The 16,560-nt window shown below is 60.1% G+C and carries 12 protein-coding genes and 1 pseudogene; 11 read left to right on the top strand and 2 right to left on the bottom strand.

Going from position 1 to position 16,560, the window contains the following annotated elements; translation table 11 throughout:
• Positions 1 to 5: 5 nt before the first annotated feature.
• On the bottom strand, positions 6 to 2,066 hold the full coding sequence (locus AC1DV6_RS17665; protein ID WP_477979778.1) for a gluconolaconase: 2,061 nt from the start codon (positions 2,064 to 2,066) through the stop codon (positions 6 to 8).
• Positions 2,067 to 2,114: 48 nt separating this feature from the next.
• Between AC1DV6_RS17665 and AC1DV6_RS17660 the strand changes: the two genes are divergently transcribed.
• Positions 2,115 to 3,407, top strand: a complete 1,293-nt coding sequence (locus tag AC1DV6_RS17660; protein ID WP_477979776.1) for a glutamate-5-semialdehyde dehydrogenase — start codon at positions 2,115 to 2,117, stop codon at positions 3,405 to 3,407.
• Positions 3,408 to 3,432: 25 nt separating this feature from the next.
• Here AC1DV6_RS17660 and AC1DV6_RS17655 read toward each other — a convergent pair whose 3' ends face one another.
• Positions 3,433 to 4,272 (bottom strand): D-hexose-6-phosphate mutarotase, encoded by an 840-nt coding sequence (locus AC1DV6_RS17655; protein ID WP_477979774.1) that lies wholly within the window; start codon positions 4,270 to 4,272, stop codon positions 3,433 to 3,435.
• A 182-nt stretch (positions 4,273 to 4,454) separates the two neighbouring features.
• On the opposite strand from AC1DV6_RS17655, the gene AC1DV6_RS17650 reads away from it, so the two are divergent.
• The 10 genes and pseudogenes from AC1DV6_RS17650 to AC1DV6_RS17605 form a co-directional block, all read left to right on the top strand.
• Entirely contained in the window at positions 4,455 to 5,330 is an 876-nt protein-coding gene (locus tag AC1DV6_RS17650; protein ID WP_477979772.1) for a glucosamine kinase nucleotide-binding domain-containing protein, read from the top strand.
• Entirely contained in the window at positions 5,327 to 6,070 is a 744-nt protein-coding gene (locus AC1DV6_RS17645) for a GntR family transcriptional regulator (protein WP_477979770.1), read from the top strand. Before AC1DV6_RS17650 ends, AC1DV6_RS17645 begins: the two co-directional genes overlap by 4 nt.
• Positions 6,067 to 7,197 carry an N-acetylglucosamine-6-phosphate deacetylase gene (gene nagA / locus AC1DV6_RS17640; protein WP_477979768.1) on the top strand — a complete coding sequence of 377 codons (1,131 nt, stop codon included), beginning with the start codon at positions 6,067 to 6,069 and terminating at the stop codon, positions 7,195 to 7,197. Before AC1DV6_RS17645 ends, nagA begins: the two co-directional genes overlap by 4 nt.
• Positions 7,175 to 8,197, top strand: a complete 1,023-nt coding sequence (locus AC1DV6_RS17635) for an SIS domain-containing protein (RefSeq protein WP_477979766.1) — start codon at positions 7,175 to 7,177, stop codon at positions 8,195 to 8,197. The genes nagA and AC1DV6_RS17635 overlap by 23 nt, the downstream gene beginning before the upstream one ends.
• Positions 8,198 to 8,220: 23 nt before the next feature.
• Complete coding sequence (nagZ, locus tag AC1DV6_RS17630) at positions 8,221 to 9,714, top strand: beta-N-acetylhexosaminidase (protein ID WP_477979764.1); 1,494 nt, start codon at positions 8,221 to 8,223, stop codon at positions 9,712 to 9,714.
• 34 nt (positions 9,715 to 9,748) lie between these two features.
• Positions 9,749 to 11,062 carry an MFS transporter gene (locus tag AC1DV6_RS17625; RefSeq protein ID WP_477979762.1) on the top strand — a complete coding sequence of 438 codons (1,314 nt, stop codon included), beginning with the start codon at positions 9,749 to 9,751 and terminating at the stop codon, positions 11,060 to 11,062.
• Between the two features lie 46 nt (positions 11,063 to 11,108).
• Entirely contained in the window at positions 11,109 to 12,083 is a 975-nt protein-coding gene (locus AC1DV6_RS17620; RefSeq protein ID WP_477979760.1) for a glycoside hydrolase family 16 protein, read from the top strand.
• 201 nt (positions 12,084 to 12,284) lie between these two features.
• Positions 12,285 to 15,041, top strand: coding sequence for a TonB-dependent receptor (locus tag AC1DV6_RS17615; protein ID WP_477979758.1), 2,757 nt, complete (start codon positions 12,285 to 12,287; stop codon positions 15,039 to 15,041).
• 157 nt (positions 15,042 to 15,198) lie between these two features.
• Positions 15,199 to 16,224: a glycoside hydrolase family 18 protein gene (locus AC1DV6_RS17610; RefSeq protein ID WP_477979756.1), complete on the top strand. Its 1,026-nt coding sequence runs from the start codon at positions 15,199 to 15,201 to the stop codon at positions 16,222 to 16,224.
• A gap of 82 nt (positions 16,225 to 16,306) precedes the next feature.
• Positions 16,307 to 16,560, top strand: a pseudogene (locus AC1DV6_RS17605) (MotA/TolQ/ExbB proton channel family protein); the annotation flags it as partial.

Below are 16,560 nucleotides of genomic sequence, written 5' to 3'. Positions count from 1 at the left end.
GCGGGTTACTTCAAGGTCAAGGCCAAGGCGCGCGTAGTCTGGTTGCCTGCGAAGTCGGATGCGGTCACGCGCAGTTGATAGTCCCCCGGCTGCAGACTGGTCGGGTTCCAGCTGCCTTGTTTCGCCACACCATCACGCACCCGGTTGGTCGCCACATACAGAAACCGCGTGCTCGCGCTACCGTGCACGGTGATGCCGCTGTCCGGCCAATAGGCGATCTTGACGGCCTCGTTGTCGTCGGGCAAACGGTCGAAGCGGATATTTTCCAGCGGCTGCTCGAATCCGGGGACTGGCGAGCCATCCGCATGCAGGACCTGGTAGCGCAACGCATAGATGCCCAAGCGCCGACGTGCCTGGTTGCCATCCGCCTGGTCAAACGCATCGACTACGACGGCCAGATCACCGACACCACGCGCAATGGTGGCGCGCCCGCGCTGCGGGGCCAGTAGTTGCCCGTTGGAGTCGTACAGGGTGACGCTGTTGATTTGCGGCGCAATGTGGTCCGCCTGCCCGGGAAAGGCCAGCACCAACGGATTGTCTTGCAGACCGGTGGGGCGGTACTCCAAATGCACATGCGCCATGCGGTTCACGCTGCCCAGCGCATCTCCAACGGCAAAGCGCGTGCCACGCTGAACGCGCACACGCGCAAGCTTGTCCGTCTCGTCTTTCACCAATCCAAAGCGACTCGAATCGAGCGAGGCGCCACGCGGCGTGCGTCCCACCAGCATGTGGATATAGCTGATGGGGCCGATGTTGATGCCTTCGCTGAGTTTGCCGAAACCCCAGTTGGAAACGGGCTGCGTGACCTTGCCATTTGCGATGGCCACTACCGTGTCGCCCACGCCCGCCTGCACATCCAGGCCTGCGTGGAAATGGTCGCGGCTCTCACCTTCAAAATTGCCACGCACTTCGCCCATGGTGCCCACCACTTCGTGCCAACTGTTCTGTGGGGCTACCGGCCAGAGCACGGTGGGCGCTTTGACCGCGCCCAGTGGATTTGCGGTGGGCGTTGCGCTGGACGCAATGGCTTTAACAGTCAGTTGGTGCACGCTGTGGTGCGCCTGGTCTGCCACGTAGACCGCGCCATCTTGGCCAAGCGCAATGCCTGCGGGGCGGAAAAACTCCAGCGCTGTGGTTTGCGCAGCGCGGGCATTGGGCAGCGCGCGCAGCGTGCCGTCCGGCGCGATCTGGACGATGCGGCCACGAGAGCCTTCGCTGGCATACAGAAAGCCGTCGTGCGTGCGCGCCAGACCCACAGGTTTCTTCAAAACGGTATGCGGATCTTGTGGGTCGCCGCGAACGATGGTGCTGACCTCTCCGTTGGGGCTCAGCTTGCGTATCGCGTCGTTGCGGGTGTCGGCAATGAACGCATTGCCCAGCGCGTCCAGCACCAGCGCGCAAGGTGTATCGAAGCGCGCATTCAATGCAGAACCATCCACAAAGCCGGGCAGGTCGCCACCCCCGACTGTGCTGACCTGGCCATCTGGCGTGATCACGCGAATGCGGTCGTTGTAGGTGTCTGCCACCCAGACCTTGCCAAGCGCATCGACCGCAATGCCGATAGGCCCGTTGAACTGCGCCTGCAGCGCTGCACCATCGCGAAAGCCCGGCTTGCCGGTGCCCGCCAGGGTGGTCACGACGCCTTCAGGTGTGATCTTGCGAATCGCATGGTTGCCGGTGTCGGCGACGAAGAGATTGCCTTGGGCATCGATTGCCAAGGCAGAAGGTGTGTGGAATGCGGCGTTGCCGGCCATGCCATTGGCGAAACCCTCCACCGAACCTGCGAGCAGCGACACGGAGCCCTCGGGTGTGATCCTCTGGATGCGGTTGCGGTCTCCACCATCGCTGACGTAGAGATTGCCCTTGGCATCGATGGCGATGCCAAAAGGATCGTCCCAGTCACCGTTGTCTGCGACCGTGCGGCTGTGGGCCTGCCATTCCATCGTAGTCGGTGCGGGGCGTGCGGCGTACCGATAGCCAAGCACACACGCTGCGATCAGCAGTAGCAATGCGAGCCCGCGGCCCAGAACAGTGAAAAGAGTGGTGGAGCCGGGCCTGTTTGACATGCCGGGAGCTTAAATGAGAAGTTTCTCCAACTCTGCCAAAATCCAGCCATGAACGCCACCAACCTTACCGAATACGCCAATGCCTTGGGTTCACAGGCAAAAGTGGCCTCCGCGCTCATGGCGCGTGCGCAAGCAGCTACTAAAAACATAGCGCTTCGGCGCCTGGCCAGCCTGTTGCGCGAGAACACCGCAGCGCTGCAGGTGGACAACGCCAAGGATATTGAGCGCGCCGTGGCTGCCGGATTGGCGGAGCCGATGGTCGATCGCCTGAAGCTGACGCCCAAGGTGCTGGAGACGTGCGCTCAAGGGTGTGAGCAGCTGGCGGCGATGGCAGATGTGATTGGCGAAATCATTGGCATGAAGCAGCAACCCAGCGGCATCCGTGTCGGCCAGATGCGCGTGCCGATTGGTGTGTTCGGCATGATTTTCGAGAGCCGCCCGAACGTGACGATCGAAGCGGCCAGCCTGTCGATCAAGAGCGGCAACGCCTGCATCCTGCGCGGCGGCTCCGAGGCGATTGAGTCCAACAAGGCGCTGGCCAAACTGGTGCAGCAGGCGCTGGTGGAAAGTGGTTTACCGGCCGACGCAGTTCAACTGGTGCAAACCACCGACCGCGATTTGGTGAGCCAGTTGATCGCGATGCCGCAGTATGTGGACGTGGTCATTCCGCGCGGCGGCAAAGGCCTGATTGAGCGCATTAGCCGCGATGCCAAGGTGCCGGTCATCAAGCACCTCGATGGCAACTGCCATGTCTATGTGGACGACCCTTGCGACATCGCGATGGCCGTCAAGGTAGCGGACAACGCCAAGACCAACAAGTACAGCCCGTGCAACGCGGCTGAGGGCCTGTTGGTGGCGCGCGGTGTGGCTGAGCAATTCCTGCCGTTGATCGGCAAGGTGTATGCCGACAAGGGTGTAGAAATGCGGTGCGATCCGGCTGCAGAGCGCATATTGCGTGCGCAACCAGCTATCGAATCGATAGCAAATCTGACGCCTGCTACCGAGCAGGACTGGTACGAGGAATACCTGGCGCCCGTGATCAGCATCAAGGTGGTCGAAGGGTTGGACGAAGCCATTGCCCACATCAACCGCTATTCATCACACCACACCGACGCCATCATCACGCGCGACCACATGCATGCACAGCGCTTCCTGCGCGAAGTGGATTCGGCCAGCGTGATGGTCAATACCAGCACACGTTTCGCCGATGGCTTTGAGTTCGGGCTGGGTGCTGAGATCGGCATTAGCACCGACAAGTTCCACGCCCGTGGCCCGGTGGGGATCGAAGGGCTGACGTCGCTGAAATACGTCGTATTGGGAGACGGGGAAGTACGCGCCTGAGGGCGCGTGTGGGAGAAGTTCGAACCTAATTCGGCTGTTTGCGCAGCGTTTGTGAACCTGTCCAGGTGGCCCCAGCCGCCAGTTCTACAGGCTTGACGACCAAGGCCGCTTCCACGCACAGGAAGTGTATGTAGGCATCCGATTCCAAATCCGGAAGTGCCTCTGAACCGGCAGGGCCCGGATTCCAGACCACACTGTCGGGAAAACCCTGGCTTTGCAGGGCAAGCGTTCCAAGCGCTGAACGCAGCTGCAGCGCGGCAGGCGTTTGCAGGTAAATCCGGTCCAGCGCGTCTTTCGGCGCCAGGGTGGCTGCGTCATCGGTCTTCAGAACCCCGCCGGCCATCGAGTCTTCATATTGACAGCCCTGCAAACCAGTGAGTTCCACCGAATTCAGCGCTCCTACTTGCAAATAGGTGTGCAGCGCGGCGGTGAAGTGGAAGGCTTGGGCGCCAGTGTTGTGCACCGTCAATTGCATGGACAACCCATCCGGCTCCAGGCGAAACGCCATTTCACAGGCGTAGTCGTGCGGCCAGTTCCATGCCGCGCCGCTGCCGCGCAAACCCATAGTCACACGCGAGGCGTCGGTACCGAGCGGCACAACCTCCCAGTTGCTGACCCGGGCAAAGCCATGGCGCAGCGACTGCCCGCGCGTTGTGAACTGCGGAAAGATCACTGGCACGCCCCCGCGGATCGCTTGCCCCTGCTCCATCGCGGAGTTCGGGCTCATATAGATGCGCTCCACACCATCTGCAGTGACCCATGAGACCAGATGCGCGCCCGCCAGCGTGATGGTGGCGTGGCTCCCATCGTCAAGTTGGAGTCGGACGGCGTCGAGGCCACGAAATTGGATGAGTTCAGGTTGCATGACGCCCATTATGCAAAAGGAGTATGTGAGAGTCATTCGTAATAGCCGGAATTGGCCGAAAAACCATACCAGTTGTAATTTGGTATTAATACTAGCTCTGGTATTTAATTGGTATGCTATGATTTCAAAAACATAGGGACTGGGTGTCTAAAGGCGTTCCCGTACCCCGATTGAGGAGCAGCATGGTCGAGTTTTTGTTGGGCGTAGATGGTGGCGGCACCGGAACCCGGGTCATAGTGGCCCGCCCGGACGGTCGCGTTGTCGCGCGCGGCGAAGCCGGCCCCAGTGCGCTGGGGCAAGGCATATCTGCCGCCTGGGTACAGGTACAAAAAGCCATTGAGGCAGCTTTCGTGCAGTCGAATCTTGCGCGACCGGATTGGCAGCGTTGCGCAATGGCCGCCGGCCTGTCAGGCGTGCACAACATCCAACAACGCGACGCATTCCAGGCAGAGTTGCCGCCTCTGGCAAAAGTCATTCTGAAAACCGATGGCTACACCATGTTGGTGGGTGCGCATACCGGCAAGCCCGGTTTGATCGTGGCCGCTGGAACCGGTAGCGTGGGTGAAGTTCTGCGCGCTGATGGCAGCCACGCTGTCGTGGGCGGCTGGGGTTTTCCGGTGGGTGACGAAGGCAGTGGTTCCTGGCTGGGCATCCATGCGGTGCGCATCGCGCAGGTGGCGATGGACGGGCGTGCGGCCGCAGGCCCGTTGGCCCAAAAAGTCTGGGACTTTTGTGGCTCCAACCGGCAAGACATGGCGGCCTGGAGTGCGCAGGCGGCGCAGTTTGCCTATGCACAGGTGGCGCCGCTGGTATTTGAATGTGAAGACAGCGATCCGGCTGCCGATTCCCTGTTGGCGCAAGCGGCGCGCGATCTGGAAGCGGTGGCGTACGCACTCGATCCAGAGCGCAGCCTACCGGTGGCGATCTGCGGCAGCATTGGCAACAAACTGAAGGGTCGTATGGCACCTGAACTGCGCAGTCGCTGCGTCGAAGCCGCGATGGGGCCTGCAGAGGGCGCTTTGTGGCTGTTGCAACAATCCTTGGGAGGCAAGTCATGAGTGGCGCAGACAAGCTTGAATTTCGCCAGAACGAACAGGACAGTTCGCCGCTGTACTTGCAACTGGCCAAGACCATAGAGCTGGCCATCGCCGAAGGCCGCTTCCAGCCCGACGAAGCGCTGCCCTCCGAGCGCACATTGGCTGAATCGCTGAATGTGTCACGTGTGACCGCGCGGGCTGCGATTGACCAGTTGGTGGAGCAGGGCCTGATCGTTCGCAAGCGCGGTTCGGGAAACTACATCGCGCCACGTATCGAGCAGCCGCTCAGCCATCTGTCCAGCTTCTCTGAAGAATTGCGCAAGCGCGGCTACACACCCTCATCACGCTGGCTGGAACGCACCGTGTCGGTGGCGATGATTGATGAGCAGCTGACGCTCGGCCTGTCGCCCGGCGCGCGCGTGGCGCGGCTGGAGCGCTTGCGTCTGGCCGACGATGTAGTGATGGCCTATGAAGTCAGTGTGATCCCGTTGACCATACTGCCAGACCCCATGGCGGTTGAGGGTTCCTTGTACGAACACTTGCAGAAATCGCAGAACGCACCCGTGCGTGCTCTACAGCACATCCGCGCGCTGAACGCGCAACCGCGTCTGGCAGAGCAGTTGGGTGTGCCCGATCGTCAGGCGGTGCTTTTCATCACCCGTATTGGGTACCTGGCGTCGGGGCAGGCGGTGGAGTTGACGCATTCATACTGCCGCAGTGATTACTACGACTTCGTCGCCGAAATGAGGCGCGAAGGATGACCGTTATCAAAGGCCATATCCTGACCCCCACCGGCTTTGTGCTCGGTGAGTTGACGACGGATGATGCAGGGCGTGTGGCGCAGGTCACCGGGCAACCGGTCAGTGAAGCGCGCGTGTTTGATGGGACTCTTCCTATCGTGATCCCTGGCTTCATTGACCTGCATGTGCACGGCGGCGGTGGCAAAGATGTGATGGACGGCGGTAACGCGATGGCGACCGTGGCCAGCCAGCATGCGCAGCATGGAACCACGTCGATGCTGGGCACGACCATGACCGCCCCGATGGAAGATCTGGAACTGGCATTTGCGGGACTTGCGGGTGCCTGCAATGCACGTGCTTCGCGCAGCGCGCGCGTGCTGGGCGTGCACTTGGAAGGCCCGTATATCAATGACGAAAAGTTGGGCGCCCAGCCTGACTTTGCGCGCCCCGTCAAAGCCACCGAACTCAAACACCTGAACGATCTGGCGCCCATTCGCCTGATCACACTGGCGCCCGAAGTGCCAGGCAATATGGACGTGATCGAGTCGCTGGTGAAAGCCGGCTACCGCGTGCAAATCGGCCATACGCTGGCCAGCTACGACGAAGCCGTGCAAGCCATGGGCAAAGGTGCCAACGGCTTCACCCACTTGTTCAACGCCATGACCGGCCTGCACCATCGCAAGCCGGGCGCTGTGGGCGCGGCGCTGGCGCATGCGCAATATGCAGAAATCATTCCGGATCTGGTGCATGTGCACCCAGGCGCCATCCGCGTTGCGCTGCGCGCCATTCCGCACCTGTATTGCGTGACCGATTCCACTGCTGCTGCCGGCATGCCGGATGGCGAATACCAGTTGGGCCGCCAGACCGTGACCAAGTGCATGGGCGGTGTGCGCCTCGCGGACGGCACGCTGGCCGGCTCCACGCTGACGATGGACCAGGCATTGCGCAACCTGGTGCACAGCATGGGTCTGGGTTTGATCGATGCCTCGCGCCGTGTGTCGACCAATGCCGCCAATTTTGTCGGGGCCACAGACCGCGGGCGTTTGCAAGCGGGCGCCTGGGCCGATCTGGTGCTGCTGGACCGCGACCTGAAACTCACTGATGTCTATATCGAAGGAAAGTCCATTGAACACGCACATGCTGGCTGAGGCCCGCGAAGCTCCTGAATCGGTTGCCACACAGCTTGCCCACGACGACGCGCTGTACAGCGCCTTTGGCGCGCAATTGCGCAAGCAACCGCCGTCCTCGGTATTGACCATTGCACGCGGCAGCTCCGACCATGCCGCGCATTTCATGGCCTACCTGATCATGGCGCGCATGGGGCGTCTGGTGACGTCGCTGCCAATGTCATTGATCACGCTGTACCAGTCGCAAATGAAGTGCGATGGTCTGGTGTCGATGGCGTTCTCGCAATCCGGTCAGAGCCCGGATCTGGTCGCGCCCACCCGTTTCTTCCGCGAAGGCGGTGCCTGCACCGCGGCTTTCGTCAATGCATCGCCCTCGCCGCTGGCCGAGGCTGCACAGTGGGTGTTCCCGTTGCATGCTGGCGCCGAAAACAGCGTTGCTGCGACCAAGAGTTTTATTGCGCAACTGGTAGCGGGCGCGCGTACCGTGGCGGCCTGGCAGGATGACCTGGTGTTGCAGTCAGCGCTGTCGGGTTTGCCTGGCATCCTGCACCGCGCGGCCAACCAGGACTGGTCGGCTGGCGTCGAGTTGCTGCAAGGTTCAGACCGTCTGTTCGTGATTGGCCGTGGCACGGGCCAGGCGATTGCGATGGAAGCGGCGCTGAAGTTCAAGGAAACCTGCGGCATTCAGGCTGAGGCGTTTTCCGGTGCCGAGGTCAAACACGGCCCGATGGCACTGATCGATGAAGGCTACCCGTTGCTGATTTTTGCACCGCGCGGTCCTGCGCAAGCGGGGCTGGTGGCGCTGGCCGAAGAAATGCGGGGCCGCGGCGCCAAGATCCTGCTGGCTGCACCTCCCGGTACGCCCGGCGCCAACTTGCCCGTGGTGGACACCGGCTCGATTGATCTGGACCCGATCTCGGTGATCCAGAGCTTCTATCCGATGGTCGAAGCATTGGCCCGTTCGCGTGGCCTGAACCCGGATGAGCCCCGCCATCTGAACAAAGTCACCCGAACCCACTGACCTCAGCGCATTCGATCCTGCCCATGAACCCAACTCCTTTTAGCGCGGGCCATGTTGTCATGGTCGATATCGAAGGCACAGTGCTGGACGCTGATACCGCGGCCTTTCTGCGCAGCAATGCAATCCGTGGTGTCTGCCTGTTTCGCAAGAACCTGGTGGACGCGACGCAGTTGCGCAAACTTACTGCGGATTTGCGCGAGGCCATGGGGCCACACGCGTTGATTGGTATTGACCAGGAAGGTGGCTCGGTCGCCCGCATCACCTTTTTGCCGCAAGCCCCGTCCGCGATGGCGATGGGCGCGATTGGTGACGAGGCAGTGGCTACCCAAGTGGGCGCTGCCGTGTCACGCGGTCTGCGCAGCATGGGCATCAACTGGAACTTCGCGCCGGTGATTGACGTCAACAACAACCCGGCCAATCCGGTGATAGCCGAGCGCAGCTTTGGCGCCGACCCGGACCATGTGTCACGGATGGCTGGTGCCTGGATGCGTGGTGCACTGGCAGAGGGCGTGGCCTGTTGCGTCAAGCATTTCCCGGGTCACGGCGATACGCACATGGACTCACACCATGCGCTGCCCACCGTGGACAAGACGTTGGCCGAACTGGAGTCGCTGGAGTTGCGCCCATTCCGTGCGTTGGCGGATGTAGCGCCTTCGATGATGACGGCACACATCGTCTACCCACAGATTGATCCCGAGCATCCGGCCACTTTGTCTGCCAAGGTGCTGGACGGCATCTTGCGTCAGTCGATTGGCTACCGCGGCGTGGTGATTACCGATGCGCTGATGATGAAGGCGGTCTATGACCGTTATGGCCATGCCAAGTCATCCGTAATGGCACTGCAAGCCGGCGCGGACATGGTGCTCGCGCAGGGCGCACGGCACGAGCAAGTTGCCGCGCTGCAAGCCATCGACGCTGCGCAACAAGCGGGCACGGTGTCTGCCGAGCGTCTGCAGGAAGCACGTGCGCGCCTTGAAGCACTGGCAGAGCGTTTTCCGGCAATTGCCACGAACTATTCCGCCGAACAACAGGCGCAAGATGAAGCCTTGATGCGCCGCACTTGGATACAGGGGCTGTGCGTGGTGGGCGCGGCCAAGGTGCCTGGGCAGGGCGCGCCCATTCGTGTGCTGACGCAGGCCAGCGTGATCAGCGATGGCGTATCGGAAGCGGGTCTTCCATCGGAAGCCGTGCGTGCACTGTTCGAAGGCTTTACGGATGTGCAGTTTGTGACGGTGCCCAGTCTGCTGGCGGTCACGCCACAGGACTTGCCGCAGGACGGCCGTTTCAACATCCTGGTTTCCAACCACCGCAAACGCTACGGCGCGCCCGCGCGTGCCGTGCAACCTGATTTGCATGTCGTGTTGTGGAACCCGTTCCAGGTGATGGACCTGGACGCGCCCGCCGTCGTGACCTGGGGTTACGCCGAAGGCGCACTGGCCGCCGCGCGCGAATGGCTGCTGGGCCACACGAGCGCCAGTGCGAAGGCCCCAGTTTCCCTGTCATCCGCTGTCGCCTGATTCCGCCGCTTAACTTTCTGAAAGAGCGCCTGCCATGAGCACTTCCATCTCTGCCACCCCAACGGCTTCGAAAGCTGAGCGCTCCCCGATCTCCTGGGTGGCGAGCCTGTACTTTGTGCAGGGCATGCAGTTCTTCGTGGTGATGTTGATCGCCGGGTTGATGTTCAAGAACATGGGCGTTGAGAATGACCAGATCGCGCGCTGGACCGGCGTGCTGGGGCTGGCCTGGGCGATCAAGCCCTTGTGGAGTCCGTTCCTGGAAATGGCGCGCAGCAAGAAGCTGATCGTCGTGGCCATGCAGTACACCGGCGCCGTGGGCCTCGCACTGTTGGCGCTGGCCTTGCAGTTGCCGATGTACTTTGCCGCGGCGATCGCCGTGTTGTTTGTGCTGGCCTATGCATCGGCGACGCATGACATCGCCTGCGACGGCCTCTATATGCAGGCGCTGGATGCCAAACAACAAGCGGCCTATGCCGGTTGGCAGGGCGCCTTTTTCAACGCCTCCAAATTTTTGACGCTGGGTGGCCTATTGGTACTGGCCGGTTTTCTGGAAAAGCAAATGGGCGTGTTCAACGCCTGGTCGGTGATTTTTGTGTTGCTGGCGGCCTTACTTGCGCTGCTTGCCACCTATAACGCCTGGGCTTTGCCTGGCACGCTGAATACAGAACATGCCGACATCAGCGTGGCCGGCGTTACCAAAACCCTGAGCGAGGTGATCAGCGACTTTCTGAAGAAGCCCGGCATCTGGGTGGCCATCTTGTTCATCGTGTTGTTTCGCTTCGCCGAAGGGCAAGTGCAAACCATTGGCCCGCTGTTTCTGATTGAACACCGCGACAAGGGCGGCCTGGGCCTGACGACCGAGCAGGTCGGCGGCATTTACGGCACCGTCGGCACGCTGGCCTTTCTGGTGGGCAGCATTCTGGGCGGCTACTTCACGTCCTGGCTGAGCCTGAAGCGCGCGATGCCTATCCTGATCATTGCAATGGCCGTACCCAATGCCGTGTTCTATTACCTGAGCGTTGCACTGCCTATGGACATGCTGCACATCGGCACGGCAGTGGCTGTGGAGATGTTTGGTTATGGCTTCGGTTTTGTCGGCATGATTTTGTACATCATGCAGGCCGTGGCTCCGGGCAAGTTCCAAACCGCGCACTACGCGCTGGGCTCGGGCGTGATGCAACTGGGTTTCATCCTGTCCAAATCCATCAGCGGCGACATCCAAGTGAGCCTGGGTTACCAGCAATTCTTTCTGTGGACGATTGCCTGCGGCGCGCCCGCGCTGATCGCACTGTTCTTCGTCAAAATTCCTGACGCTTCCAAGCAAAATAGTGCTGTAACGCCCGAATAACGTGCGTAAGCAGCTACTAAAACTGTAGCAAACCCCGGAGCATCCCATGCAGCCATTCCTGTCTTTCACTGCTGGATGGCTCGCCACCGGTCTTGCGCTGGCCTGCAGCGTGGCGGGCGCCGTGCAGCCCGTGCCAGCCAAAGCCGCTTCTACTGCGGCGACACCGCAAATCTTTTTCGACGACTTCAATTACGCCGATGCCGACGCGTTGGCGGGCGGCGGCTGGACCGTGCGAACAGAGGCCGGTCACCCGGGTATTGCGGGTGCACAGTGGGGCAAGGAAGCCTTTCGCGTTGTGACTGACCCCAAGCGTCCTGCCAACAAGATGCTGCGCCTGGAGGCCCGCACCGATGGCACCAGTGCAGGCACGCGCCAGGCGCAAATCTGCCATGCCCGCAAATACCTGGAAGGCACCTTTGCCGCGCGGGTGCGCTTTTCGGACGAGCCGACGCAGGGGCCTGACGGCGATGTCGTGATCCAGTCCTTTTATCTGGTGAGCCCACTGCGGTTTGCGTTTGACCCGGAGTTCAGCGAAGTGGACTGGGAATACCTGCCCAACGGCGGCTGGGGCGATACGCGCACGCGCCTGTATGGCATTACCTGGCAAACCGTGCAGATCGAGCCCTGGAAGTCCTACAACAAGGCGCACGAAGAGTTTCGCGCTTTGGGTGGCGTGAATGGTTCAGGTGGCTGGCACACATTGGTGATGCAGATTGGCAAGGGAAAGACGCGCCACTACCTGGACGGCAAGCTGCTGGCCGAGCACGGCGGGCGCAATTACCCGGTCGTGCCCATGTCGCTGAACTTCAACCTGTGGTTTGCGCCCGGCGGCGAGTTGGCGGGTGAAAGCGCCTTGCGCGTGTACCAGCAGGATGTGGACTGGGTGTATCACGTCAAAGACCAATTGCAGACCCCTGATCAAATCGAGCGCGCTGTCAGGCAAATGCGAAATAAAGGCGTCTCAGCGACGGACACCGTGCCGCCGCTGGCACAGGCATTGCCCAATCAATGCAACTTTTAAGCGACTGGTATGGGATTTTCATACTGGATGTAATTTGTTGATAACAAAAAAGCAACAACACGGGGAAACACTCTAGACAGCCCCTTTAATTGGTAGCATAGTGGCATGCATATTAGTTAATTGGTACGCAAACAGTAAATATCGCCGATTAATTGGTATTGCCAAACAAACAATTGAACCCAACCCACCGTAAAGGAAGACATGAAGCTAAATCGCACCCCCATCGCCTCGGCGGTCGCACTCGCCCTCGTGGGCGTGGTGGCGTCTGCCCAGGCGCAAACCGCACCCGCCAAGTCCGAATTGGGCACAGTGACCGTGACGGGTATTCGTGCTGCGTTGGAGCAATCTCTGAGCGCCAAGCGCAATGCAGATTCCAACGTTGAAGTCATTACGGCTGAAGATATCGGCAAGATGCCAGACAAGAACGTGGCTGACTCGCTGCAACGCGTGCCAGGCGTCAACATCAGCGCTTCTGCTTCCGGTTCCGGTGGCTTTGACGAAAACGACCGCGTGGCATTGCGCGGCAGCAGCCCCAACCTGACGCAAACAACCATCAATGGCCATGCCATGTCTTCCGGTGACTGGTTCGTTCTGGATCAAGTGGGTGGTGCAGTGGGCCGTAGCGCCAGCTACTCGCTGCTGCCTTCCGAAATCGTGGGCCAGATCGTTGTGAACAAATCCGGCAAGGCTGAATTGCCAGAAGGCGGCGCAGCCGGTACCGTGGACATTCGTACCCGCCACCCGCTGGACGCGACCAAGCAGTTCTCGGTGCTGGGTTCCATCGATGCAGTGCACTCCACTCTGGCTGCCAAGACTGATCCGCAAGCCAGCGTGATGTTCAACTGGAAGAATGACAGCAACACCTTCGGTTTCATGGTGCACGGCTTCTCCGAAAAGCGCTCGCTGCGTCGCGATGGCCAGGAACTGCTGGACTGGCGCCAAGTGGAAGCCGGCAACCCGGTGGTTGCTCTGGACCCCAAGCTGGCTGGTGTCTGGTTCCCTCGCCTGATCGGTTCTTCGCTGTTTGAGCAAGAGCGCAAGCGCGAAGGCGGATTGATCGACCTGCAATTCAAGCCATCCAAGGACGTCGAACTCGAAGCCACTTTCTTCAGCTCGAAGATGGACGCATCGAACTACAACCGCAACTTCATGGCCTACATGGGCGGTTCCGGTACGCTGATCGGTGGCAAGCTGCCTGACAGCTACACCATCCAGAATGGCACGCTGACTTCGGCCACCTATTCCAACAAGGGCACAGCTGCCGCTCCGTTGCAATACGCGATTGTCGACAATATCGTGCGCGAAGGCGCTCGTTCTTCCACTGAATTCTTTGACCTGGCAGGCAAGTTCCGCATCAACGACGCACTGGTTCTGAAGGGCAAGGTCGGCAGCACCAAGGGCGTGGGCGAAACGCCTAGCCAAGGCGTGTACGAAGGCGATGTGTTCAACACCGGCCTGAGCTACACCCTGAATGGTCTGGGCAACCCCGCAACCGTGAAGTTCCCGGCCGGCAACCAAGCCAGCTTCGCTGGCACCAAGCTGGACTGGATCTTCGGCTACAGCCCATCGACGACAGAAGACAAGGAAGCCTATGCCCAATTGGACGCGGCCTACTCCGTGAACTCTGGTGCTCTGACTGAAGTCAAGTTTGGTGTGCGTACGACCAAGCACGATCGCAGCAACTTTGCTGTGGCCCAAGGCCCGAACTGGGGTGCGGATCCCTTCGCTGATGCCAATGCGCCTGCATGGAATGGCCAAACCTATCCTTCCAACTTCGGTTCGGATCTGGGTGGCGATTTCCCCAAGAACGTTTGGCAAATCGACCGCAGCGTGCTGAACGCATGGGGTGACAAGTACTCCAACCGTTCGACCGACCGTACCTACTACCCTGACATGTTTGCGCTGACAGAAAACACCTCGGCGGTTTACCTGTCGGGTGATCTCGAAGGCGACAGCTGGAGCGGTAATGTGGGCGTGCGCGTTGTCAACACCAAGGGCGTGGTTCACAACTACCAGATCCTCCCTGCCAATGCGACAGGCAAGCTGCCCGCATTCCCATGGGGTGGTTTTGTCAGCCAGGTCGACATCGAAAACAACTACACCAACATCCTGCCTTCGGTTAACCTGAAGCTGGACCTGAACAAGGACCTGGTTGCACGTCTGTCTGCTACGACGACGATGACCCGCCCTGACTTCGGCGCGCTGGCTGGCACGGTGAGCCTGACCGATCCAGTCGCTGCTGGTGACATCGGCCGCGGCAACGGTGGCAATCCGTACCTGAAGCCCATCACCTCCAATACCTATGACGCATCGCTGCAGTGGTATTTCGGTGGCAACAACAAGTCGTTGGTGTCTGCGGGTGTGTTCTACATGGATCTGCGCAACTACGTCGGTTACGGCAAGTACAACGCCCAGTTCATCAACGCGACCAAGTCTGAAAAAGCCGGCACTGCGGTATTCGACAACTATGAAATCACTGCACCGATCAACGTCGGCGCATCGATCAAGGGTGCCGAATTTGCTTTGACCACCCCTGTGGGCGGCGGTTTCGGTGTGGATGCCAATCTGACATTGGCGGATGGTTCGCAAAACTTCGGTAGCTGCGCTGCGATCACGACCATTACCTCTTCCAGCCCTTGTGATCTGTTGGGTACTTCCAAGGTCACGACCAATATGGGCGTGTACTTCGAAAACAGCAGCTTCAATGCGCGTATCGGTTACTCGTGGAGGTCTTCGTACCTGGCCGCTCTGGACCGCGGTACTCCGCTGTACCAGGATTCCGTGGGCAGCCTGTCGGTGTCCGCGAACTACGCCATCAGCAAGAACCTGATCCTGGCTTACTCTGGACAGAATCTGAACAACCCGATCCTGAAGAACTACGTGTTCAACCCGGATCAGCCTGGTCGTTTCTATTCCAACGGTTCGCAACACTACGTGGGTCTGCGCTTCAACTTCTAAGTTGAACAGGTCTATTTGAAAATGTATTGAGGGACGTCTGAATCGCACGCGGGGAAAACGTGCGACGGCAGGCAAATTAAGGCGGAGCAGTCAAACGCTCCGCCTCTTTTTTTGTAATTTTCACCAACCAACATTGATCGTAAGGGGTTGACCCGTGATGAAGTATTTGCTCCGGGCGAGTCTGCTCGGCATCGCTCTGGCTGTCCTGCAGGGATGCACAGTGCCTGTTGCCACGAGCGGCAGCGCGGTATTTTTTAGCCCCTACAAGCACATCAATATGGCTGTGGACCCGGCAAGCCCGGTCGCGCGCTCCCTGGTGCATGGCAAGCTGACGCCATTGCTGGAACTGGTCGGTGCCAAGTCGATGACCCCCTTGCCTGCTGTGAGCCTGGCGTTCGCATCCGGTGAATGTGGGCAGGAGCACTGGGGTACGCTGGATGCCGACAAAGTGGCGCAAGCTAATGTGGCCGCCATGGCCGCGCACGGCCTGAAATACGTGGTGTCTACTGGCGGGGATGGCAATGTGTTTACTTGCCATACCGACGCTGGCATGGAGAAATTCATCAATCGCTACGCCTCACCCGCATTGCTGGGTGTGGACTTTGACATCGAATCCACACAAACTGACGCCAATATCCGCGAACTGGTGCAGCGCATGAAAGTTGCTCAGGGTAAATGGCCCCACCTGCGGTTCAGCTTCACGCTGGCGACGCTGGCCGCCAGTGACGGCACAGGTGCCAGCCTGAATGCAACCGGCACCTCCGTAATGCGGGCGCTGAAAGACGCGGATGCCCGTGGCTACTTCATCAATCTGATGGTGATGGACTTTGGGCCTGCCAAAGCGGCCAATTGTGTGGTGAGAGAGGGGCGCTGCGACATGGCAGCTTCTGCCCGGCAGGCTGTGATGAATCTGCACAGCAACTTTGACATCCCGCTGTCACAAATCGAGGTGACGGCGATGATTGGCGTCAATGACGTCGAGGAAAATGTGTTTACGCCAGAGGACGCCACGGCGTTGGCACAGTTCGTGCAATCCAGCAAACTGGCCGGATTGCACTATTGGTCGCTGGACAGGGATAAGCCCTGCGCGGGCGGTGCAGCTGCCGTATCGCCTGAGTGCAGCAGCCTGAATAAGGTTCCTGAGCTGGCATATTTACAATCCTTTTCACACGGACTGCGCTAACTTGGGGTTTGTGCTGTTCAAATTGGGGCATTCGGTGCACGTGCCGCAGGGCCCCGCATTCTTTTAGTTCACAAGGAATTTCATGCAAGTCAAATTTGCCCGTTTCATCGCCTCCTGCGCACTGGCGCTGGGAGCCCTGCTGCCCGTAGTGCCTGGTATGGCTCCAGTGGCCCAAGCGCAAACCGCTGCACCTGCGACCGCTGCGGTAGCCGCACCTGCTGCTAAAGAAGCTGCAGAAAACCCCTACGGCATTGAAGCCCTGTGGAAGACCTCCGACGTCGTGGCCAAGACCGTTCTGATCATGCTGCTGATCATGAGCGTCTCCAGCTGGTTGGT

It is taken from the genome of Rhodoferax sp. P2_H8_2 (genome assembly GCF_056403235.1).
Note: the sequence above shows the minus strand (reverse complement) of the source record. Positions and strands in the feature narration are given on the sequence as shown.